Source organism: Pseudoxanthomonas sp. UTMC 1351 (assembly GCF_040948865.1).
Lineage (GTDB): Bacteria > Pseudomonadota > Gammaproteobacteria > Xanthomonadales > Xanthomonadaceae > Pseudoxanthomonas_A.
Genome location: NZ_JAVGJT010000011.1, coordinates 174,769 through 197,403, shown reverse-complemented (window position 1 = coordinate 197,403; position 22,635 = coordinate 174,769). Strand labels below are relative to the sequence as shown.

Here is a 22,635-nt window from a genome sequence, read left to right as displayed (position 1 = left end):
TGCGGACGGACAAAAAAGAGCAGGCCTGGGCCTGCTCTTTTTTGACGAACAGCTAATGAAGAAAAACTACGCCGCTGGAGGCGATGGCAATTCCCGTGCGTTGAAGACACGCTCGATGACTTCCGCCAGTTCGTCTTCCGAGAACGGCTTGGTCAGATAGGCCTTGGCACCTTGCCGCAGTCCCCACATGCGGTCGGTGTCCTGGTCCTTGGTCGTCACCAGGATGACCGGGATATGCTTCGTGGTGGCTTCCCGGCTGAGCGTACGCGTTGCCTGGAAGCCATTGAGGTTGGGCATGACCACGTCCATCAACACCATGTCGGGCAGTTCACGCTTGGCAACTTCCACGCCAGCGGCGCCGTCCTCGGCGGTCAGGGATTCATGCCCCAGTTTCTCGACGATGCGCTGGATGCCCAGCAGTTGCGATGGTGAATCGTCGACGATCAAAATTCTTGCCATGGAGTTCCCCAAGTTGTCCCCGCGCCGATTGTAGAGCGAGATTGACACAACAGAAATGGGGGGAGGTAGAACTGGCGTGACGGAATCAGCTTTTATCCTAGTTTGACCACCGTCCGACCGAAAGAATGGCCCGCCAGCATGGCTTTAAAGACCTCCGGGAGCCCATTCAGACCGATTTCCCGGGTGCAAATGGTGTCCAAATGCACCGGTTTCCAGTCGTCGGCCAAATGCCGCCAGATGTCGTCCCGGATGTCGCGGGCCGTTCCGGCAGAGGCAATACCGACCAACGACACCCCGCGGATGATGAACGGCATGACTGTGGCGTCCAGTTCATGACTGGCCGCAAGGCCGGCGGTGGCGACGTTGCCATAGAGCGCAGTCTGCGCCAGCAGACTGGTCAGCATGGGGCCGCCCACGTTGTCCAGGCCACCGCCGAAGCGTACAGACTCCATCGGCCGGGCAGTCGCCAGCACGTCACGTCCCAGCACTTCGCTGGCGCCGATGGACTTCAGGTAGTCGCTGTTTTCCGGTTTTCCGCTGATGGCGTGCACTTCGAATCCGGCCCGGCTGAAGATGTCGACGGCCAGCGAACCCACCCCACCGGTGGCCCCGGTAACCGCAAGCGGCCCCAGTTCGGGCGTCTGCCGATTGTCTCTTAGCCGATAGAGCGCTAGCGCGGCGGTGAAGCCGGCAGTGCCCAGAATCATGCTTTCACGCAAACTGAGACCAGCGGGCAGGGAAATGACCCATTTGGCCTCCAGCCGCGCATATTCAGCGTAACCGCCGTCGCGCGTCTCACTGAGTCCGCAACCGGTCACCAGCACCGCATCGCCTTCTCGGAATTTTGGATCGGTCGATGCGACCACATGCCCGGCGACGTCGATACCACCCACCAATGGAAAATGGCGCAGGATCTTGCCCTGGCCGGTACCCGCCAGCGCATCCTTGAAGTTGACCGATGAGTACGCGGTCTTGATGACGACTTCGCCGGCATTTAAGTCGTCCAGCGAAATCGACTCGATGCCGCTGCGGTAGCCATTGGTGTCGTTGTGGATGCGGAAAGCGGTGAAGGAATTAAGCGCAGTCATTTTATTTATCCGTCGTCCCGGTGAATGCCGGGACCCAGCGCTTTCAATTCTTGCCATTGGCGGCTGCAAAAGCAAAGCGATGGTTCGTTTTGATCTGGATTTTGCCAAAAAAGAGCGACCGCTAGCGGAGGCGCTACAGGATGTCTTGATATAGGTCACGCCAGTAGGGATTGCTGTCTTCGATCATCTGGATCTTCCACGCGCGCTTCCATTCCTTCAGCGCTTTCTCGCGTGCTATCGCCGACTCCATGCTGCCGTGTGCTTCGTGCCAGACCAAAGTGTGGACGCGATAGCGCCGCGTGAAGCCCGGTACTTGATCGTTCCTGTGCTGCCAGATGCGCGATGGTAGGTTTGAAGTGACTCCGATATATAGAGTGCCGTTGCGCCCACTTGCGAGGATGTAGACGCAGGGAATCCGTTCCTGCATATGGCGCTCCGGCCGAGTTGCCTCTTTAGATAGTTATCTTGCTGTGGTATCGATCACGGATCAAGCATCAAAGCCGCTGGGTCCCGGCGTTCGCCGGGATGACGAGGCTTTTTTTTGTGCATCATTAGCCCGAATGAAAGAAGCCGCCTACTTGCAGGCCAGCTACACATAAATAATGCCGTCATCCCGGCGAACGCCGGGACCCAGAGACTTCGCCCTCAGGGAAACTCTCTGAGCAGCGCTACAGAAATCAACGCAAAGACTTCCGCCGTTTCTCATCAATCCACTTGGACGCCTGCGCAGGCTCGTAGTCCTTCATCCACTGCATCAACACGCCGATATCTTCGCCGTGCCATAGATCATTGCGCTGGTCGGGATGTAGAAAGCGCTCTTCTACCATGCGGTCGATCATGCCGATCAGCGGCGTATAGAAACCTTCCACATCCAGGAACGCGCACGGCTTGTTGCCGATGCCCAGCTGGCGCCAGGTCAGCATTTCGAACATTTCATCCAGTGTGCCGAAGCCGCCGGGCAGGGCAACGAAGCCGTCGGCCAGATCGAACATGCGCATCTTGCGTTCGTGCATGTTGGCCACGACGTCCAGCCGAGTCAGGCCGCGGTGCGCGACTTCCCAACCGACCAGTTGTTCCGGGATTACGCCGACCACTTCGCCGCCAGCTTGCAGAACGGCATCGGCTACGATGCCCATCAATCCCACATTGCCGCCGCCATAGACCAACTGCAGACCTTCCTTCGCGATGCGATCGCCCAAGGCCATCGCTCGTTCGGCGTAGGCGGGCTTGTTGCCGGCGTTGGAGCCGCAGTAGACGCAGATGGATTTCATGGGGGCCGGGAATGGAGAAACGGGAATGGAGAATAGTAAAGAGCAAAGCCGAGAAACGAAAACGCCGGCACTAGTGCCGGCGTTCGCGCGACGGATGAGGACGAGCAGGAAACGCTTTCCGCTTTCCTATTCCCGTTTCCCCATTCCCGGCCCTTAATTCGTCTTATGTATCGCGCGCTTATCTACCGCCATAGCGGCATCGTGGATGGCTTCGGACAGTGTCGGATGCGCGTGGCAGATGCGCGCCAGGTCATCGGCGGAGCCATTGAACTCCATCGCAAGCACACCTTCGTGGACCAATTCGGACACGCCCACGCCGACTAGGTGCAAGCCCAGCACGCGATCGGTTTCTGCATGCGCGATGACTTTGACGAAGCCGGCCGGCTCGCCCATCGCGACCGCACGCGCCACCGCGGCGAACGGGAAGCTGCCCGTCTTGTACGGCGTACCTTCGGCCTTGAGCTGTTGTTCGGTCTTGCCGACCCAGGCGATTTCCGGCTCGGTGTATATAACCCAAGGTACGGTGTCGAGATTGACGTGACCGGGCAGGCCAGCGATCAATTCGGCGACCGCGATGCCTTCCTCGAAACCCTTGTGCGCCAGCATCGGACCGCGCACGCAGTCGCCGACCGCCCACACGCCATCTACGCCGGTGTGGCAATGCTCGTCCACTTCGATCTGGCCGCGTTCGTTGACTTTCACGCCGGTGTCATCGGCCAGCAAGCCCTTGGTTGCTGCCTTGCGGCCCACGGCGACCAGCAGCTTGTCGACCACGATGGTCTTCTCGCCTTCGGCGTCACTGTAGGTGACCTCGACTTCCTTGGTCTTGCCCTTGCCTTTGATCTCGGTCTTGCTGACCTTGGCGCCCAGACGGATGTCCAGCCCTTGCTTCTTGAACTCCTTGGCGGCGGTCTTGGCCACTTCGGCGTCGGCGGCGGCCAGGAAGTCGGGCAGGGCTTCCAGGATGGTGACCTCGGCGCCCAGGCGCTTCCACACGCTGCCCAGCTCAAGGCCGATGACACCTGCGCCGATCACCGCCAGCCGCTTGGGCACAGCGGTGAAATCCAGTGCGCCGACGTTGTCGACGATGTATTCGTTGTCGAACTTGGCGAAAGGCAGTTCGATGGAATCCGAGCCCGCGGCAATCACCACGTTGGTGCCCCTGAGTTCGACTTCGCTACCGTCGTGTTGCTTGACCTTGACGACGTTGCCCGGCTGCAGCTGGCCAAAGCCGTAGAACGGCGTGACCTTGTTGGCCTTGAACAGCATTGCGATGCCGCCGGTGAACTGCTTCACGATCTTGTCCTTGCGGCCGATCATGGTGCCGACGTCGATCTTGGCGTCCTTGGTGGTGATGCCGTGATCGCCGAATAGATGCTGCAGGTTGTAGAACTGGCGCGAACTGTCCAGCAGCGCCTTCGACGGCACGCAGCCCACGCGCAGGCAGGTGCCGCCCAGCGCCGGTTTGCCGTCCTTGCCTAGCGCGGCATCGATGCAGGCCGTCTTCAGCCCCAACTGCGCGGCACGAATGGCAGCGTGATAGCCGGCGGGGCCGGCACCGATGACGACGACGTCGAATTGTTGTTGTTCGCTCATTAGCATTCGCTCACGGGAATCGGAGATAGGAAATCGGGAATGGTGGGAAGCGGAGAAGCGGGAAGGGTATGGCTTGTGCCCATTCCCGGTTCTCTATTCCCGATTCCCGATGCTTTTCGGCACTACATGCCGAGAAGCATCCTGTGCGGATTTTCCAGCTGGTTCTTGATATCGACCAGGAACAGCACTGCATCCTTGCCATCGATGATGCGGTGGTCGTAGGACAGTGCGATGTACATCATCGGTGCCGCGACAACCTGGCCATTCTCGACAATGGGGCGTTCCTTGATGGCGTGCATGCCCAGGATGGCGCTCTGCGGCGGGTTCACGATAGGCGTGGACATCAGCGAGCCGAAGGTACCGCCGTTGGTAATGGTGAAGGTGCCGCCCTGCAGGTCTTCCAGGCTCAGCTTGCCGTCGCGCGCTTTCTTGGCGTATTCGGCAATGCCTTTTTCGATGTCGGCGAAGCTCTGGCGCTCGACGTTGCGCAGCACCGGCGTGACCAGGCCTTTCTCAGTGGATACCGCAATGGAGATGTCGGCGTAGCCGTGATAGATGATGTCGTTGCCGTCGACCGAAGCGTTGACCACAGGATAGCGTTGCAGCGCGTTGGCGGCGGCCTTGGCGAAGAAGCTCATGAAACCCAGCTTGATGCCGTTGGCTTTCTCGAAGGATTCGCCCAGTTCCTTGCGCATTGCCATGACCTTGCCCAGGTTGACCTCGTTGAACGAGGTGAGCATGGCGATGGAATTCTTGGATTGCATCAGGCGTTCGGCGATGCGCGCACGGATGCGGGTCATCGGCACGCGCTCTTCCGGACGGGCGCCGCCGGACACACCGGCGGTCTTGCCGCTGGCGTAGTTGACCAGGTCTTCCTTGGTCACCGCGCCGCGGCGGCCGGTGCCTTCCACCTGCGACGGATCGATACCCTGAGTCGCCGCAGTGAAGCGCGCACCCGGCGGCAGTTCGTCAGCCGCGCCTTTGGAAGCGGGCGCAGGAGCGGCGGAAGCCACGGCCTTGGGAGCTTCAGCGGCTTTGGGCGCCTCGGCTTTGGGCGCTTCAGCCTTGGGCGCTTCGGCGGCAGGAGCGGCGGCCGCGGTGGCACCTTCTTCGATGATGGCCAGCAACTGCTGGCTGGTCACGGTGGCGCCTTCCTCGAACTTGATTTCCTTCAGCACCCCATCGACGGGCGAGGGCACTTCCAGTACGACCTTGTCGGTTTCCAGGTCGACCAGATTCTCGTCGCGCTTGACCGCGTCGCCGGCTTTTTTGTGCCAGCTGGCGATGGTGGCATCGGAAACGGATTCGGGAAGAACCGGAACTTTGACTTCGGTGGCCATTGGAGAGGGCGTCCTGGTGTTTGTTGTTATCGGGTAAAGATCGGATGAGGTGTGAAGCGTTTACTCGGCGACGTTGTCGCCGCCCAGCTTGTTGATCAGCGCATCGGCGACCAGCTTCAGCTGTTCTTCGACGTGTTCGGCGAAATGGCCGGCAGCAGGCGAGGGCGAGCGAGGACGGCCGGCGTAATGCAGTACTTGCTTGTCCGCTAGGCAGGCGTTGAGGTGGTGGCGGATCTGATACCACGCGCCCTGGTTCTGCGGCTCTTCCTGGCACCACACCACTTCCCGGGCGTTGGCGAAGCGCTTCAGTTCGGCCGCCAGCATCTCGCGCGGGAACGGATAAAGCTGTTCGATGCGCACGATGGCGACATCGTCCTGGCCGCGTTTCTGCTGGTCCTCAACCAGGTCGTAATAGACCTTGCCTGAGCACACCACCACCCGCTTGGCTTTCTTCGGGTCCGCGCTGGCATCGGGAATCAAGTGCTGGAATTCGCCGTTGGCCAGTTCGTCCAGGCTCGAAACGGCCAGCTTGTGGCGCAGCAGCGACTTGGGCGTCATCACTATCAGCGGCTTGCGCGTGGTCATGCGCATCTGCCGGCGCAGCATGTGGAAAGCCTGGGCCGGCGTGGTGGGTACGCAAACCAGCATGTTTTCCAATGCGCACAGCTGCAGGAAGCGTTCCAGGCGCGCCGAACTATGTTCGGGCCCTTGGCCTTCGTAGCCATGCGGCAGCAACAGGGTAAGTCCGCTGATACGGCCCCACTTGGCTTCGCCGGCGGCGATGAACTGGTCGATCACCACCTGCGCGCCATTGGCGAAGTCGCCGAACTGCGCTTCCCAGATGCATAGCGTGTTGGGATCGGTGGTGGAAAAACCATACTCGAACGCCATCACCGCTTCCTCGCTGAGCAGCGAGTCGATGATGGTCGCGGTTTCCGGGTTTTCCACCAACTGGCGCAGCGGCAGGAAATAACTGTCTGTCTTCTGGTCGTGCAGGATCGCGTGGCGATGGAAGAACGTGCCGCGGCCCGCATCCTGGCCCACCAGTCGCAGGCCATGGCCTTCCGCCAGTAATGTGGCGTACGCCAGGTTTTCCGCGAAGCCCCAGTCGCCCGGCAATTCACCGGCGGCCATCTTCACGCGGTCGTCGTAGATCTTCGCCACGCGCGGATGCAGGGTTACGCCAGCCGGAATGGTGGTGATGATCTTGGCCAACTGGTCCAGCGAGTTGCGCTTGACCTTGGTGTCCACCGGATCGGCGACCTTGCCGGTGAGATATTTGGACCAGTCGATCGCCAGTTCGTCGGATTTCTGCTTGGCTACTTCAGTCGTGTATTGGCCGGAGTCCAACTTCTCGCGGTATTCATCCACCAGCGCCTTGCCACCGTCCGCCGGAATCACGCCCGCGGCTTCCAACCGAGTGGCGTACAGCTCACGCGTGGTCGGATGCTTGCGGATGGCCTGGTACATCAGCGGCTGGGTAGCTGCTGGCTCATCGGCCTCGTTGTGGCCGTGGCGGCGGTAGCAGACCAGGTCGATGACCACGTCTTTCTTGAACTGCTGGCGGAAGTCGTAGGCCAGGTTGGCGCAGAACACCACGGCTTCCGGGTCGTCGCCGTTCACGTGCAGCACGGGCGCGCCAATCATCTTGGCCACGTCGGTGCAATACAGCGTGGAGCGGGCGTCGTCGCGAGCGCTGGTGGTGAAACCGATCTGGTTGTTGATGACGATGTGCACGGTGCCGCCGACGGCGAATCCGCGCGCCTGCGACATCTGGAACAGTTCCATCACGACGCCCTGGCCCGCGAACGCGGCGTCGCCATGCATGATGATAGGCAACACGGCCTGGCGGGAGGTATCGCCGCGACGCTCCTGACGGGAGCGCACGCTGCCGACGACCACCGGGTCGACGATTTCCAAGTGCGAGGGATTGAAGGCCAGCGCCAGGTGGACCGGGCCGCCGGGAGTGGCGATATCGGCCGAGAAACCCATGTGGTATTTGACGTCGCCAGCATGGGCCAGGCTGTCGTGTTCGAACTTGCCTTCGAATTCGTCGAACAGCTTGCGCGGGCTCTTGCCCAGCGTATTGACCAGCACGTTGAGGCGGCCGCGGTGAGCCATGCCGACCACGATGTCCTTGACCTGGCCTTCGCCTGCCCGGCGAATGAGGACGTCCAGCATCGGGATCAGCGAATCGCCGCCTTCCACCGAGAAACGCTTCTGGCCCACGTACTTGGTATGCAGGTAGCGCTCCAGGCCTTCGGCGGCAGTCAGCCGCTCCAGCGTGCGCTGCTTGGCTTCCGCGCTCAGGCCGTAGTTGCCGCCGGCGGCTTCCAGCCGCTGGTACAGCCACTGGCGCTGATCGGCCTGCGAGATGTGCATGAACTCGGCGCCGATGGAGCCGGTATAGGTCGCCTTGAGTCGCGCCAGCAGGTCGCGCAGCTTCATGCGCGGCTGGCCGGCCAGTCCGCCGGTGCTGAACTCGCTGTCCAGGTCGCGCTCGGACAGATTGTGGAAAGGCAGCCCCAGGTCCGGTGGATCCGCCGGCGGGGTCAGACCCAGCGGGTCCAGTTTGGCGCTCAGATGGCCGCGCGAGCGGTAGGCGGTGATCAGCCGGCCGACATTGCGCCCGTGCTCGTCGCCGCCCGCGGCGGCCACATGCCCGTTGTTGGCTGCCTGCTTGGCGGCCTCGGCGATCTGCTGGATAACGACCGAATGGGGCACATCGCCCGCTTCACGGCCCTTGAAGCCATCGAAATAGGCTTTCCATTTGGGACCAACGCTATCGGGAGAGACCAGGTATTGCTCATACAGGTCTTCAACATAGGAGGCATTGCCTCCATTGAGTTGCGAGGATTGCGCAAACTGCTTCAGGAGATTGTCCACAATGGCGATAGCGTGCGATGGGGAGGGGTTGGAATAGCTTGGAATTGCATGGGCGTGCTTGATTCGGGCGGGATTCTTTTTAGGGTCCCGCACGGACAGGTGAAAACGCCCGAAATTATACCCGCATGCCGGGACCAGCGCCCAAGCGTATTGGACTAAAGGCGCAGGCGAACCATCATGGTGCGCTAGCAGGCCCAAGGAGCGTGACGATGTGCGGTTCTGAGGTATGCGCTCGCTTTGGCTCAGAGCCCGAGCGCGCGGTATTCGGTGCAATGCCGTGAGCGTTCCCAAACGCGGCCGAATTCCTCGCGCAACTGGCGGGCGCGCCCAGGATTCTCCAGTTCGGCCTCGCCGTCAAAACGGTGGCCCAGCGGGCGGAAGTAGTAGCCGCCGCGGTCGTTGACGATGGAGGCGGAAGGATACGCGCGGTCCACCGGATCCCGTACCTCGCGAAAGGCGAATACGCTGGGCAGCCGTTGCGCCAAGCCGATCAACGGTGCCAGGGTGTGCTGCGGCGTGGCGGCATCCTGCAGCAGGATATGGACCTCGCCGCCGCGCGTGCGGGTAGCGAAGCGACGCAACGCATCCAGCACGCGAGGAGCATCGAACAGCCCCGGGTCTAGTTCGCGCGTATAGATAAGGACTGTGCGGCTGGCCTGAGAGATGAGCGCGATGGCGATGGCGACGGCGGCTTGCTGATGCTCGATGGCCATGGCGCCGCCGAGCCGGCGCCGCATCGACTGGTGCTCGATGCCGGCTTCCCAGAAGCGCTCGCCATAAGGCAGAAATCCGTGCCGCGAATAGAACGCTTCCGCGCTGACTTGCGCGTGCAGCGAAACCTCCGGCCACTGCTGTTGCCGGGCCGCATCAATCAATGCCGACAGCAGGGCATCGCCAACGCCGCGGCCGCGCCAGTCGCGCAGCACCGCCATGCGGCCGATCTTGCGCTCCGGCGTCAACCGGCCGGTGCCAATGGGTTGGCCAGTATCGTCTCGGGCGATCACGTGATGGCACAGTGGGTCCAACGCATCCCACTCTTCTTCGATGGGTACCTGTTGTTCTTTTACGAACACCGTTTCGCGCACGTGGCGCAAATCATCCAATCCGGCCGTGTAGTCGATGTGCTCGACGCGGAATCCGGCAGCGCTCATCAGCCTTCGTCGTCCATCAGCAGTTGGTAATGGCCTTGGGCCAGTAGCTCGAACGCCGCATCGCGGCCGCGTTCCGACAGTGAGGCATACACCGCGGTATCCAGGGCTTCTTTCGCGGCCAGTGCTTGCGCATCCTTCAGGGGCAACGGGAATTCCCGGCCGCTGCAGAACAACGTGGCGCCGCCTTTGCGGCGCCGCCAGGCCATGCGCGAGAACGGGTGCCGCTGGAGCACAGCGCCGTGCTCAAGATCCCATTCCACTTCGATGCGCGAACGCAGTGTGTCCGGCGGCGCCACTTCGCCGGCGGCGCGATAGGTGGTGATGAAACGGCCGAACCAGTCGCCCAGCTTGTCCGGATCGTCCATGCGCAAGGCATTTAGCGCCTGGACCACGCGCGCCATGGCCTCGGCGTCGATTTCGTTGGGGTCCTTGGGCGGAGTCAGATCTTCGTCGTGATAGCGCAGTGATTCGTCGGCATCGGCCACCAGGTTGTCCAGGTAGTCGCTGATCAGTTCGGCCGAAGAAGGCGCACGCATGCCAAACGAGAAAGTCAGGCAGGGATTTAGCGCCACGCCGTGATGTGGCACGCCAGGCGGCAGGTACAGCATGTCACCCGGTTCCAGGACCCAATCATGGCTCGGGGTGAATTCGCGGAGCAGCTTCAACTCCACGTCATCACGGAATTCGGTGGGTGGATTGGGGCGGGCATCGATCTGCCAGCGGCGCTGGCCCTTCGCCTGCAGCAGGAAGACGTCGTACTGATCGACGTGGGCGCCCACCGAGCCACCGGTGGCGGCGAAGCTGATCATGACGTCATCCATCCGCCAGCGCGGCAAAAAACCGAACGCTCCCAATAGCGCGCCCACATCCGCATCCCATTTATCCACGTCTTGCACCAGCAAGGTCCAGTCATGGTCGGGCATGCCGGGGAATTCTTCCTCCGCGAACGGGCCGCTCCGCACCGTCCAGGCATCACGCTGGCGATCATGGTTGATCAAGCGCGAGAGTGCGAACTCTTCGCAGGCCAAGCCCGCCAGATCCTCGGGTTCGATCGGCGAAACAAAATCGGGAAACGCGTTGCGGATCAGCAGCGGCTTTTTCTGCCAGTAGTCGCGCAGAAAATCGGCTGGCTTCATGCCCAGCGGCAGATGCTTGCGGGCGTCGATTTCGATCATGGCGCTGCCTTGGCCTTGGCGGCAGGAGCGGCGGCTTCCTCTGCCAGGCCTGCGTCGAGACGTTTGCGGCCGGTTTCGCTGTAGACCTTGCAGGCTTCGGCATTTACCAGCGGTTGGTCTGCGTCCGGGCCGAGCCGCGACCACAACTGGCTGGCCGACGGATGAGGGGTGATCAGGATGTCGCAGGGCAGGTCGGCCACGCGCGCCAGTGTCTGACGGAACGCGGCGACGTAGCCCGGATGCGCGGTGTCGTCGCTGTAGCGGTATTCGTCGTCGGAAATCGCGGTGAGGCTGTCGGCATAGACGATCTGCCGGCAATTGTCTTTTTCGCACGAGCGCCACGTCCAACTGGTACCGCCGGGTGTGTGGCCCGGCGTCGGGACAACTTGCAGCGCAAGCGGTCCGACCTTGACCACTTCATCATCGGCGATGGGCTGCACGTTGGCGACCGCGGCGAAGGGCTCAAGAACGAGGAGTTGCGGATCGTTGCGATCGCCGGCGCCGCGCTTGATGGTGGCGACAGCGGGTTTGCGCGCCAGTACCGGCGCGCCTGTCGCTTGTTGCAGTTCGGCCAGGCCGCCGACGTGGTCGAAATGCTCATGCGAAAACACGATGTAACGCACGTCTTCGGGCTTGAAGCCCAGCGTGCGGATGTTGGCGATGATCTGCTTGCCCGCTTGCGGGGTGGCGCCGTCGATAAGGATATGGCCTTGCGGTGACGTCACCAGCAGGGCGCTGATGCCGCAGGTGCCGACGTACCAGGTGTTGCCGTGGAGGTGTCGCGGCACGGCTGGATCGTTCCAGCCTGCGTCGGCGGCGCAGGCGGTTGCGGGTGCTGCCGTGGCAGCCGGCGCCTTTTCAACTGCCGGCTGCGCCAGAATCGCAGTGGATAGGGGCAGCAAGGCGCAGAGCGTGAGTGTTTGGAATCGCAAGAGATCTTCCTTCATGTCGAGACTTCATTTATGTCGATATTTCGTCGTAGCCGCGGCCGACGAACTGAACCAGGCACCAGCCGTGGCCGAACGGATCGGCCAGGGTTACGATGCGGCCCCAGGTGGCTTCGCGGATGTCGCTTTCCTGCACCATGCCGGCGGTGAGTGCGGTGGCCAAAGCGGATTCCAAATGGTCCACCACCACATCCAGATGCAGTGGCGTCCAATGACGCTGATAGTCGCGTGCCGATGATGCCGCGCCGATACTGCCAGGCGCTTTCCGCAGCAGATAGATCGGCGCCTGTGCGCCGAGCAGTTCCAGCATGTCTCCACCGAAGCGACGACCGACATTGAGCCCGAAGGCCTCGCGGTACAGAGACTCGGCGGCAGGCAGATCCGGTACGTCGATGTTGATCAGCAGATGCATGGTGGCCGTAGGCTCTCGTTGTATTTTGCTCTTGCTGGGTTTTCGTTTGTGATCCGCTGTTTGACCGACAGGATGGTCTTAAATTTCCCTCGCCAGCTTTTCCGCCAGACCGATATAACCACCCGGGGTTAAATCGCGCAGCCGCTGCTGGGCATCGGCCGGCAGCTCCAGCGATTCTATGAAGGCACGCATTGAATCGGCTGTGATGCCCTGGCCGCGGGTCAGGGCCTTGAGCTGTTCGTAGGGATTCGGCAGACCATGACGGCGCATTACCGTTTGCACGGCTTCCGCGAGCACTTCCCAGGCAGCATCCAGGTCAGCATTGAGCCGCTCCGGCGCGACCGTCAGTTTGCCGAGACCTTTGTTCAACGAATCCAATGCGACCTGGGTATGCCCGAATGCAGTCCCGATGGCGCGCAGCACGGTCGAATCGGTCAGGTCGCGCTGCCAGCGACTGATCGGCAGTTTGGCGCTGAAATGTTCGAACAGCGCATTGGCCAAGCCGAAATTGCCTTCTGCGTTTTCGAAATCGATCGGGTTGACCTTGTGCGGCATGGTCGAGGAACCGACTTCGCCTTCCTTCAGCCGCTGCTTGAAATAGCCCAGCGAGATATAGCCCCAGATATCGCGCGCCAGATCGATCAGGATGATGTTGGCGCGGCGTGCGGCATCGCCGATCTCGGCGACATTGTCGTGCGGCTCGATCTGAGTGGTGTAGGGGTTGAAGACCAGCCCCAGGCTTTCGACGAAACGCTGGGAGAACGCCGGCCAGTCCACATCCGGGTAGCTGACGACGTGGGCGTTGTAGTTGCCGACCGCACCATTGATCTTGCCGGTCAGTTCCACCGCCGCGATCTGCCGGCGCTGGCGCTCCAGGCGTGCCACGACATTGGCGATTTCCTTGCCCAGCGTGGTTGGCGAAGCAGTTTGCCCATGCGTGCGCGACAACATTGGCTGCGCGGCTTGGGCGTGCGCCAGTTGCCGCAGCGTGGCGGTCACGCCGTCCAGCGCCGGCAGCAGTACCTCGCGGCGTGCCTGTTCCAGCATCAACCCATAGCTCAGATTATTGATGTCCTCGCTGGTGCAGGCGAAGTGGACAAACTCCAGCGCCGGTGCCAGCTCCGCGTCATCCTTCAGCTGTTCCTTGATGAAGTATTCGACGGCTTTGACATCGTGATTGGTGGTGCGTTCGATTTCCTTGACGCGGGCGGCATGGGCCACCGAGAAGCCTTCAGCCAGCTGACGCAGCCGTGCTGCGGCATCGCCGGAGAATGGAGAAAGTTCGGCGATGCCGGGTTCGGCGGCCAACGCCAGCAGCCACTCTACCTCTACTTTTATCCGCGCCTTGATCAATCCGTATTCGGAGAAGATAGGGCGCAGCGCGTCGACCTTGCCGGCATAGCGGCCATCGAGCGGAGACAGGGCGAGCAGGGCGGAATCCGACATGGCAGGGGCGTCGAGCTGAAAAAGAGCGTTCTAGTTTACCGCGAGACGCCGATAGGGCGCCCGGGCGTATCCTGTCCTTCTCAGCCAGCTCCGTGTCGGAGCCAGCCGTAATCGCTTCCCACGGAGACGGTGATGAGCAAAGCCCCTACAGAAGAAACCCGTCTAGAGCATACCCGTACAGAGCATGACAGCATGGGCGAATTGCGCGTGCCCCGCGACGCTTTATGGGGTGCGCAGACCCAGCGCGCGGTGCAGAACTTCCCCATATCCGGCCGGCCTATGCCGCGCGGTTTCATCCGGGCATTAGGCCTGATCAAGGCGGCGGCGGCCGAGGTCAATGCCGATCTGGGTCTGCTTCCGAAAGGTGTCGCCAAAGCAGTACAGACCGCAGCGCTGGAGGTGGCCGAAGGTCGGCACGACCTTCATTTCCCTATCGACATCTACCAGACCGGGTCGGGCACCTCGTCGAACATGAATGCCAACGAGGTGATTGCCACGCTGGCGTCACGCGCCGGCAAAGGCGGTGGCAAACGCGGCAACGGCGTGCATCCCAACGATCACGTCAACCTGGGGCAGAGCTCCAACGATGTCGTGCCCACGGCGATCCGGGTGTCGGCGCAGTTGGCGGTGGTCGAGGACCTGCTGCCGGCGCTTCGGCACCTGCGCAAGACCATTGACCGGCGCGGCAAGGCATTGGCCAAAGTCGTGAAGACCGGCCGCACGCATCTGATGGATGCGATGCCGCTGACCTTCGGGCAGGAGTTCTCGGCGTGGTCGGCGCAATTGAGTTCCGCCGAAGATCGGCTGGAAGACAGTCTGAAGCGACTGCGCCGATTGCCGTTGGGTGGCACGGCCATCGGCACCGGTATCAATGCCGATCCACGCTTTGGCGCCAAGACCGCCAAAGCGCTGTCGGTGCTCACCAAAACACGCTTTGAAACCGCCGCCAACAAGTTCGAAGGACTGGCCGCGCAGGATGATGCGGTGGAGCTTTCCGGTCAGCTGAGCGCCCTGGCGGTTGCGCTGACCAAGATCGCGAACGATCTGCGCTGGATGAATTCGGGACCGTTGGCGGGTCTGGGCGAGATCGAACTGCCTGCGTTGCAGCCGGGCAGTTCCATCATGCCGGGCAAGGTCAATCCGGTGATTCCGGAAGCCACCGTGATGGTGTGTGCGCAGGTGATGGGCCATCACACGGCGATCACCATCGCCGGTCAAACCGGCAACTTTCAGTTGAATGTCGCGCTGCCGCTGATTGCCGCCAATCTGCTGGAGTCCATCCAACTGCTATCCAATGTCTCTCGCCTGCTGGCCGATTCGTCCATTGCCGGTTTGAAAGTGCGACAGGACCGCATCCAGGAAGCGCTTGAGCGAAATCCCATCCTGGTCACCGCGCTCAACCCGGTGATCGGGTATGAGAAGGGCGCGGCGATCGCCAAGCAGGCCTACAAGGAAAATCGCGCCGTGCTGGACGTTGCGCGGGAAGTCACCGGTCTGCCGGAGAAGACACTGAAGGAACTGCTGGACCCGGCGCTGTTGGCCAGGGGTGGTATTCATGGCAAGGCGGGCGGGGGTGGTGGGTAACGTTTATTGCGCGGTAGTGCAACGCATCGACCAGGTGCTTGGGGCGTTTACCCCACCTTTTACTCAGATCCGTCATCCCGGCGCAGGCCGGGACCCAGCGACGTGCCAGCCGAATGGCTGGCCATGGCGAACTCACCATTTGCACCCAATGGGACTCTGATTATCATCGCCGACAAACGATGCCGCCGATCAAAGCGACACCGCACTGTCGATTTACTTACGGCAATCGGCCACGTCATCCAGCGTCAAACCGCCATAAGGAGCGAACGCCGGCAATTGCGCGACCAGCGCTTGCTGGGCGGCATGTAGTCCACCCAAACGGTCGCAGATCTTCATCGCCTCGGCTTCTACTTTCCTGGCGGCGGCCTCCACCTGGGGCTCGATGTTCTCCGGGGTGCCGGTCAGTACGCCCTTGATTGCCGTGCCGACCGCCTTGCCGGCCAGCGCAGCTCCCTCCTTGCCAGTGGCAAAACCGGCCGTACCGATGCCATTGAGTTCCTTGTAATAGGTGGCCAGCAGCGCACGCTGCACATCGGTGACCTGCACCGGCTCGCCGCCGATGCTGAAATCGCCGTCCGCGGTGATCTCAGCCTTGGGGAGTCCATTGGTCCTAATGGTCAGCGTCTTGCCCACGATATTGAGGGTCTGGCCATCGTCGGTATTGACTGTGGTGGTAGGCTGGCAGCCACCCAGTAGCATTGCGATCAATGCAAGCGAGGCAAGGACGGTATAACGATGTCTCATGGATTTCCCCCGGAAAATGGCTTCAACGGTCTTTGGGCAGATCGGTCTGGCCAGTGACGCCGGAATGATGGATGGAGCCGCTGCCCTTTGAGCGCAGCGTCAGCTTGCCGCGGATGTCGCGCACGCTGACGTCGCCAGAACCTATCGACCCCACTTCCACATCACCGTCGACATCGCGGACTTCGGCATCGCCCGAGCCAACGGAACCGATCTCCACTGGGCCGCGGGCGCCATCCAGGTCGAAATCGCCAGAACCGATGCTGCCGACCTTGACGTCGCCACGCACACGTTTGGCCGCGACGTCGCCGGAACCAATGGAGATGATGTGCAGTGAACCGACATCGTCCAACTCGATATCGCCGGAACCGACAGAAGCAGCCGCCAAGCCACGAACGCGTCTGGCAACGACGTCGCCGGAGCCGACATCTGCGCTGAGTACCGGCACGCCGGAAACATCCGCGTCGCCGGAACCGACCTTCAACTGCAGCGGAATGTTGTCCGGCAAGGTCGCTTTCAGTTTCAGATACGCGTAGTTGTCGCCGAAGAAAAGCCCGATGGATTGGCCTTCACGATGCGCGCGAACGATCAGCTTGTCACCGATCCGCTGCTGTGTCAGTTGCAGCTGTGACAGGTTCTTTTCGTGAGAAACGCACGCCGTGCCTTGGATATCGCCCTTGGCGCCCGGACTGGCTTCCAATTTCAAGTCATGCTGCGCGAGTTCGAACACGACCGCCTTGACGCCGGCCAGGTCCAACGAAAGATTGCGTGGTTGCGAATGCTTGCATTGCGGTTCATTGGCGAAAGCAATGGCGGGTAGCAATAGCAGTAGGGCCAGGATCGGTTTGCGCATTTGATAGCTCCAGTTCTTATGACGCGTTGATCAGCAGCGCGCTTTGTGGGCGAAGCCGGCCCGAACGGATCGGCTTCGCCATACGGTCAGTCCGCCAGTTCGCGCCAGCGGCGCAGATAGATGGCACCGGCCAGGCAGGCCACACCGAATACCACACCGATCCACAGATCCACCGTCGCGAATGCTTGCCAACTGGTGGTGAGGTCGATGGCATTGGCCAGTTGGTCGGGCGTTTCGATATCGACGTTCGAATCGGTCTGGCCCTGTTGGATCCTGGGGTACCAAGCACCCGGCACCACGCTCAGCAAGCCACGGTAGACCAGCGTGTACCAGACCAGATCGTGGCGTACGTCGAAGCCTGGCAGTATCGACGACATGCTGGCGATCACACTACTCAGTACCGGAAGCAGAACGGCCCACAGGAATGGCTTGCTACGTGCCCATGCCGAGCACAGCATCAGCCAGCCGATCGTCGGCAATGCCCACATCACGTAGACGGGCAGGGAGCTCAGTACGCCGCCGATGATGCGCATGGGATGCGAATCGGTGAATACCGCGGTACCGGCTCCCAGGCCATTCACCGTCAAGGTGAGCGCGGAGATGATCCATAGCACCAGTCCGATGGCGATACCGATAGCCACGGCGGCGATAGGTGCCAGCACCAGCGCCCACAGCGTCTTGGACAGCACCATCTTGGCATCGGATACCGGCAGCGATTTCCAGAACAGTACGCTGCGGTCGCGGCGGTCATCGTAAAGCGATCCCAACGCGTAGAAAAACACCACGAACGCCAGCACCACGCAGGCCAACAGCACGCCCGCCAGCAGCACGCCGTCACCGAATGCGCCTACGGTCTTGGCCACTTCCTCGGAGGTTCCGTTGATGACAAACCCGTTATCGCCCATGGACTTGCGTCCGGCGATACTGCCGATGATCGCCATCAGCAGATACAGGAACGAGAAAATGGCGCCGGTGATCAGGGGTGCCCACAGGAACCCGCCGCGGTTCTCCCAGAATTCGCGTTTCAACAGCCACTTGAACGTACTGACTTTGTGAGTAGCGACGGCGTTCATGCGTAGGTTCCTTTCATGATGGCCACGAACAGGTCGGCCAGGCCCGGAGTGCGGATTTCTCCCAAGACTGCGAGTTGTTCCTTCGGTACGCCATCGAACAGCAGCACGGTCTTGCCGAAGGGCAGGGCGCGTTCGTCGATGGGCTTCAACGCCCGGGCCTCGCCGGCTTTGTCAGTCGACGTAAGCACTTCGGTATAACGCTCGGCCACTTCTTCCATTGGCGAAGTCAGCACGATCTGGCCATCGCGGATGAACATCACGTCGGTCAGGATGTGCTCGATCTCTTCCACCTGGTGGGTGGTGACGATGATGGTTTTCTGTTCGTCGAAGTAGTCTTCCAGCAAGCGCTGGTAGAACTGCTTGCGATACAGGATGTCCAGGCCCAGGGTGGGCTCGTCCAGCACCAGCAGTTTGGCGTCGATGGCCATCACCAGCGCCAGGTGCAGTTGCACGATCATGCCTTTGGACATTTCGCGCACGCGCAGATTGGGCTTGAGCTGGGTATTGGCGATGAATCGTTCGCATTTGGCGCGATCGAACCGCGGGTGCACGCCGGCCACGAAATCGATGGCCTCCTTCACCCGCATCCAGCGCGGCAGTACCGCCACATCGGCGATGAAGCAGACATCGTTCATCAGCTCGTCGCGGTCCTTGCGCGGGTCCAGGCCCAGCACCTTCAGCTGGCCCTCGAAAGGAATCAGCCCCAGGATGGCCTTCAACGCCGTGGTCTTGCCGGCCCCGTTGGGGCCGATCAGGCCGATGATCTTGCCGGCTTCGATATCGAAACTGGTGTCATTGAGCGCAAGCTTACTTCTGTAAGCCTTGCGCAGGCCGTGGCCGGAAACCACGGTTTCGGAAATCATTCCGTCAGAAACTGCAGCGCTCATCATTTGTTCCCCTTGGATTGCAGCAATTCTTCCATTGACAGGCCCAGGCGCTCGATGCGCTCGGCCACGGCCGGCCATTCGTCGTGCAGGAAGCGCTCGCGCTCGCTGCGGAGGAGTTTCTTGGACGCCTCTTCGGTGACGAACATGCCCAGGCCTCTGCGCTTCTCGACCAGGGCCTCGTCGGCCAGCTCCTGGTATGCGCGCGAGACGGTGATGGGATTCAACTGATATTCGGCCGCCACCTGGCGCACCGAGGGCAGGGCATCACCCGGCTTCAACAATCCGTCCAGCATCATCGCGATAACGCGATCCTTCAGCTGGCGGTAGATCGGAGCGCCATCGCTCCACTGGATGGAAGTCATGGTTCAGCCCCGGGGGCGCAGCGACTGCGCAAAGGAGAAGTAGGGCATCGACAGCGAAGCGCGCGAGCGGCGCTTATGCGGGCGCTTGCCGGCGGCCTCTTCGGCAGCCTTCAGCGTCTCGGCTTCAATGGCCTCTGCCAAGGGGGCAGCGTTGAGAACCGTGGGCAGACGGGCACTGGAGCCGCTGGACAGCAGACCGACCAGCAGTAGTGTGCCGCCGGCGGTCAGGCTGGACAGCGTGTTGGAGTGTTTCCGGTTCATCGCGTACCCCCCTTTACTGGGTGAGTGGTGTTGTATGTAACTATAACACCTAAACACAGCCCGTCAAGCTTGGCGGCAGGTTTTGTCACCCAACTAAAGGCATACTTGGTTCAACTCCCGTCTGGAATCTCCTTATGCGTTCCAACTTATTGAAAGTATTTGGTTTGTTTGTCGTTTCCGCCATCGCGGCAACCGCGTTGGCAGCGGGAATACTGGACGTCAGCTACCGTCCTTTGGCCGGAAAGGCCCCCGTGAACCTGAAGGAAAGCTATGGCGGGCAGGTGCTGCTGGTCGTCAATACGGCCAGCAAATGCGGGTTCACACCCCAGTACGAAGGACTCGAAGCCCTGCAGCGCCAATACGCCGGCAAAGGCTTCTCGGTATTGGGCTTTCCTTCGAACGACTTCAAAGGCCAGGAGCCGGGCAGTGAAGAAGAGATCAAGGAGTTCTGCACGCTGACCTACGGGGTGCAGTTTCCGATGTTCGAAAAGGTACGTGTGAAGGGTGAGCAGACAACGCCGTTGTACCGTTCGCTGACCGAGGCGACGGGCGTGTCGCCGGGGTGGAATTTCCATAAATATCTGATCTCCCGCGACGGCCGCGTCGTTGCCAATTTCTCCAGCAAGGTCAAGCCTGATGATCCTGCGCTGCTCGCTGCCATCGAAAGCGAGCTCAAGCGCACAAAGCCGGCCAAATGACCTGGACCGCATGGGAAGCATCGCGTGCGACAATAACGCTTCATGCCGTCGGTGACGGTGGTTTTTCTTTGAGGAGCAAAGGATGAAGCGGTCGGTTCGCGGCGCTGCCGCGTTAGTGGCAATCACGGTTTCAGTATTGGGAGGCAACTTGTCAGCACAGGAAAAGACGACGCTCACGACAGAGCGGGACAAAGTGAGCTACGCGATCGGCGTGGATGTGGGTACTTCGTTGCAGCCGGTCGGTCCTTTCCTGGACGTCGCCGCGTTTGAGCGTGCACTCAACAACACCTTCCAAGGCAAGCCGCCGTTGATCAGCGAAGCCGAAGCGCAAGCAACCGATCAGGCGCTGCGCATGAATCTGGCCGCCGCCGAAGGCGCGCAGGTTCCCGGCATGGCGCCGGGCAGCAAGCCGCCTGCGGTGGACAAGAGCAAGGTCGGTCTGTTCCTGGGTACCTATGTGGTCGGCCAGTCCTTGATGCCTTTCAAGGATGAGATCGATACCGCCGTGCTGGCGCAGGCACTACGTACCGCGACCTCTGGCGGGACGCCGTTGCTGACGGCCGAGCAGGCGAAAGCAGAAATGCAGGCTTACCTGACCAAGCGCCAGGGCGCAGCCGGTCAGCGCAACCGCGACGAAGGCGTCAAGTTCCTCGCTGAAAACAAGACCAAGAAGGGTGTGATTACCACGCCGTCCGGCCTGCAGTACATGGTGCTGCGCGAAGGCAACGGCGATCGCCCCATGCCCAACAGCCGTGTTCGCGTCAACTACGTGGGCACCTTGTTGAACGGCACCAAGTTCGACAGTTCCTACGACCGCGGACAGCCTGCCGAGTTTGGTTTGAACCAGGTCATTCCGGGTTGGACCGAAGGTGTTTCGTTGATGCCCGTGGGCGCCAAATACCGGTTCTGGATTCCTTCGGAGCTGGGATATGGCTCGAATGGCGCGCCTGGCGGCGTGATCGGTCCCGACGCCACGCTGACGTTCGATGTCGAACTCATGGGCATATTGCAGTAATTCAATCACCATAGGAGCGCACGATGCGGGTAACGATCTTTGGCACAGGTTATGTCGGTTTAGTCACAGGCACCTGCCTGGCGGAAGTGGGCCATGAGGTCATTTGTGTAGATATCGACGCGGCCAAAGTCGACGGTCTGAATCGTGGTGTGATCCCGATCTACGAACCAGGTCTGAAGCCCATGGTGGTCAGCAACCATGCGGCCGGCCGTCTGCGTTTCACTACCGACGCAGCGCAGGCGATCGGGCATGGCGAAGTGGTTTTCATCGCCGTCGGTACGCCGCCGGACGAGGACGGCAGCGCGGATCTGAAATACGTGCTGGCGGTCGCCCGCACCATCGGCCAGCACATCCAACGGCCGGCCGTGGTGGTGAACAAATCCACCGTGCCGGTCGGTACCGCCGACAAGGTGGAAGCGGCCATTGCTGCGGAGCTCAAGGCGCGGAGCGTCGATGTGGCGTTCCAGGTGGTATCCAATCCCGAGTTCCTGAAAGAGGGTAATGCGGTCAACGACTGCATGCGCCCCGACCGTATCGTTATCGGCGCCCGCGATGCTGCCGCGGTCGAAAAACTCAAGCGCTTGTATGCGCCGTTCAACCGCAACCACGAGCGCATCGTGGCGATGGATGTACGTTCGGCCGAACTGACCAAGTACGCCGCCAATGCCATGTTGGCGACCAAGATCAGTTTCATGAACGAAATCGCCAATATCGCCGAACGTGTCGGCGCCGACATCGAACACGTACGCCAGGGCATCGGCTCCGACCCGCGCATCGGCTGGCATTTCATCTATCCCGGTGCCGGTTACGGCGGTTCGTGCTTTCCCAAGGACGTGCAGGCCCTGGCCCGCACCGCCCAGCAGCACGGATACCAGGCGGTCCTGCTGGACGCGGTGGAAGCGGTCAACGATGTGCAGAAAGGACATTTGTTCGAGCTGATCCAACGCCACTACGACCGCGGCGAAGACGAAGGCGTGCGCGGCAAGACGTTCGCGGTGTGGGGCCTTGCTTTCAAACCCAATACCGACGACATGCGCGAAGCATCCAGCCGCCGCCTGCTGAAGGAGTTGTGGGAAGCCGGCGCCAAGGTGCGTGCATACGATCCTGAAGCGATGCACGAAGCGCAACGCATCTTTGGTGAGCGCGACGACTTGGTACTGTGCGACTCGGAAGCCTCCGCATTGCAGGATGCCGACGCGCTGGTGGTGGTGACCGAATGGAAGCAATTCCGCAGCCCCGACTTCGGCCGCCTGCAGACCACATTGAAGGATGCGGTGATCTTCGATGGTCGCAACCTTTACGAACCCGCCGAAGTAGAGGCGGCAGGCGTGGCTTACTACGGCATTGGCCGAGGGCGCTCCGTCCATGCAGGGTGACCACCCAGCGAACA

22 protein-coding genes are annotated in these 22,635 nt (G+C 61.5%); 4 read left to right on the top strand and 18 right to left on the bottom strand.

Annotated features, from left to right (window positions below; all coding sequences use genetic code 11):
* Positions 1–66: 66 nt before the first annotated feature.
* The 12 genes from pilH to purB all read right to left on the bottom strand — a co-directional run bounded on the left by pilH (position 67) and on the right by purB (position 13,771).
* Complete coding sequence (gene pilH / locus AB6O04_RS09690; RefSeq protein WP_337341531.1) at positions 67–459, bottom strand: twitching motility response regulator PilH; 393 nt, start codon at positions 457–459, stop codon at positions 67–69.
* A 92-nt stretch (positions 460–551) separates the two neighbouring features.
* Entirely contained in the window at positions 552–1,547 is a 996-nt protein-coding gene (locus AB6O04_RS09685; protein WP_368563655.1) for a YhdH/YhfP family quinone oxidoreductase, read from the bottom strand.
* 133 nt (positions 1,548–1,680) lie between these two features.
* On the bottom strand, positions 1,681–1,974 hold the full coding sequence (locus tag AB6O04_RS09680) for a GIY-YIG nuclease family protein (RefSeq protein ID WP_368563654.1): 294 nt from the start codon (positions 1,972–1,974) through the stop codon (positions 1,681–1,683).
* 250 nt (positions 1,975–2,224) lie between these two features.
* Positions 2,225–2,818 carry a TIGR00730 family Rossman fold protein gene (locus AB6O04_RS09675; RefSeq protein WP_368563653.1) on the bottom strand — a complete coding sequence of 198 codons (594 nt, stop codon included), beginning with the start codon at positions 2,816–2,818 and terminating at the stop codon, positions 2,225–2,227.
* A 153-nt stretch (positions 2,819–2,971) separates the two neighbouring features.
* Positions 2,972–4,414, bottom strand: a complete 1,443-nt coding sequence (gene lpdA, locus AB6O04_RS09670; RefSeq protein WP_368563652.1) for a dihydrolipoyl dehydrogenase — start codon at positions 4,412–4,414, stop codon at positions 2,972–2,974.
* Between the two features lie 122 nt (positions 4,415–4,536).
* Positions 4,537–5,754 (bottom strand): dihydrolipoyllysine-residue succinyltransferase, encoded by a 1,218-nt coding sequence (sucB, locus tag AB6O04_RS09665; protein WP_368563651.1) that lies wholly within the window; start codon positions 5,752–5,754, stop codon positions 4,537–4,539.
* A 60-nt stretch (positions 5,755–5,814) separates the two neighbouring features.
* Complete coding sequence (locus AB6O04_RS09660; RefSeq protein ID WP_368563650.1) at positions 5,815–8,640, bottom strand: 2-oxoglutarate dehydrogenase E1 component; 2,826 nt, start codon at positions 8,638–8,640, stop codon at positions 5,815–5,817.
* 242 nt (positions 8,641–8,882) lie between these two features.
* Positions 8,883–9,791 carry a GNAT family N-acetyltransferase gene (locus AB6O04_RS09655; RefSeq protein ID WP_368563649.1) on the bottom strand — a complete coding sequence of 303 codons (909 nt, stop codon included), beginning with the start codon at positions 9,789–9,791 and terminating at the stop codon, positions 8,883–8,885.
* On the bottom strand, positions 9,791–10,966 hold the full coding sequence (locus tag AB6O04_RS09650; RefSeq protein ID WP_368563648.1) for a cupin domain-containing protein: 1,176 nt from the start codon (positions 10,964–10,966) through the stop codon (positions 9,791–9,793). Before AB6O04_RS09650 ends, AB6O04_RS09655 begins: the two co-directional genes overlap by 1 nt.
* Complete coding sequence (bla, locus tag AB6O04_RS09645) at positions 10,963–11,913, bottom strand: subclass B3 metallo-beta-lactamase (RefSeq protein WP_368563647.1); 951 nt, start codon at positions 11,911–11,913, stop codon at positions 10,963–10,965. The genes AB6O04_RS09650 and bla overlap by 4 nt, the downstream gene beginning before the upstream one ends.
* A 13-nt stretch (positions 11,914–11,926) precedes the next feature.
* Entirely contained in the window at positions 11,927–12,325 is a 399-nt protein-coding gene (locus AB6O04_RS09640; protein WP_368563646.1) for a VOC family protein, read from the bottom strand.
* 78 nt (positions 12,326–12,403) lie between these two features.
* Positions 12,404–13,771 carry an adenylosuccinate lyase gene (purB, locus tag AB6O04_RS09635; RefSeq protein ID WP_368563645.1) on the bottom strand — a complete coding sequence of 456 codons (1,368 nt, stop codon included), beginning with the start codon at positions 13,769–13,771 and terminating at the stop codon, positions 12,404–12,406.
* A 132-nt stretch (positions 13,772–13,903) separates the two neighbouring features.
* Between purB and AB6O04_RS09630 the strand changes: the two genes are divergently transcribed.
* Positions 13,904–15,355 carry a class II fumarate hydratase gene (locus tag AB6O04_RS09630; protein ID WP_368563644.1) on the top strand — a complete coding sequence of 484 codons (1,452 nt, stop codon included), beginning with the start codon at positions 13,904–13,906 and terminating at the stop codon, positions 15,353–15,355.
* 213 nt (positions 15,356–15,568) lie between these two features.
* Here the strand turns inward: AB6O04_RS09630 and AB6O04_RS09625 are convergent, their stop codons facing one another.
* From AB6O04_RS09625 to AB6O04_RS09600, 6 genes are all read right to left on the bottom strand, one after another.
* Entirely contained in the window at positions 15,569–16,099 is a 531-nt protein-coding gene (locus AB6O04_RS09625) for a hypothetical protein (protein WP_368563643.1), read from the bottom strand.
* A gap of 22 nt (positions 16,100–16,121) precedes the next feature.
* Positions 16,122–16,949, bottom strand: a complete 828-nt coding sequence (locus AB6O04_RS09620) for a DUF2807 domain-containing protein (RefSeq protein ID WP_368563641.1) — start codon at positions 16,947–16,949, stop codon at positions 16,122–16,124.
* An 86-nt stretch (positions 16,950–17,035) separates the two neighbouring features.
* Entirely contained in the window at positions 17,036–18,022 is a 987-nt protein-coding gene (locus AB6O04_RS09615; RefSeq protein WP_368563640.1) for an ABC transporter permease, read from the bottom strand.
* On the bottom strand, positions 18,019–18,909 hold the full coding sequence (locus tag AB6O04_RS09610; protein WP_368563638.1) for an ABC transporter ATP-binding protein: 891 nt from the start codon (positions 18,907–18,909) through the stop codon (positions 18,019–18,021). The genes AB6O04_RS09615 and AB6O04_RS09610 overlap by 4 nt, the downstream gene beginning before the upstream one ends.
* Positions 18,909–19,271: a GntR family transcriptional regulator gene (locus AB6O04_RS09605; RefSeq protein ID WP_337341546.1), complete on the bottom strand. Its 363-nt coding sequence runs from the start codon at positions 19,269–19,271 to the stop codon at positions 18,909–18,911. Before AB6O04_RS09605 ends, AB6O04_RS09610 begins: the two co-directional genes overlap by 1 nt.
* Positions 19,272–19,274: 3 nt before the next feature.
* The gene (locus AB6O04_RS09600; protein WP_368563637.1) at positions 19,275–19,532 is read right to left on the bottom strand and encodes a hypothetical protein; all 258 of its coding nucleotides are present in this window, start codon (positions 19,530–19,532) and stop codon (positions 19,275–19,277) included.
* A gap of 134 nt (positions 19,533–19,666) precedes the next feature.
* Here AB6O04_RS09600 and AB6O04_RS09595 point away from each other — a divergent pair, with 134 nt between their 5' ends.
* The 3 genes from AB6O04_RS09595 (at position 19,667) to AB6O04_RS09585 (ending at position 22,621) form a co-directional block, all read left to right on the top strand.
* On the top strand, positions 19,667–20,230 hold the full coding sequence (locus AB6O04_RS09595) for a glutathione peroxidase (RefSeq protein ID WP_368563635.1): 564 nt from the start codon (positions 19,667–19,669) through the stop codon (positions 20,228–20,230).
* Between the two features lie 82 nt (positions 20,231–20,312).
* A complete protein-coding gene (locus AB6O04_RS09590; RefSeq protein ID WP_368563634.1) occupies positions 20,313–21,245 on the top strand; it encodes an FKBP-type peptidyl-prolyl cis-trans isomerase N-terminal domain-containing protein in 933 nt (310 codons plus the stop codon).
* Between the two features lie 23 nt (positions 21,246–21,268).
* On the top strand, positions 21,269–22,621 hold the full coding sequence (locus AB6O04_RS09585; protein ID WP_368563633.1) for a UDP-glucose/GDP-mannose dehydrogenase family protein: 1,353 nt from the start codon (positions 21,269–21,271) through the stop codon (positions 22,619–22,621).
* Positions 22,622–22,635 lie beyond the last annotated feature (14 nt).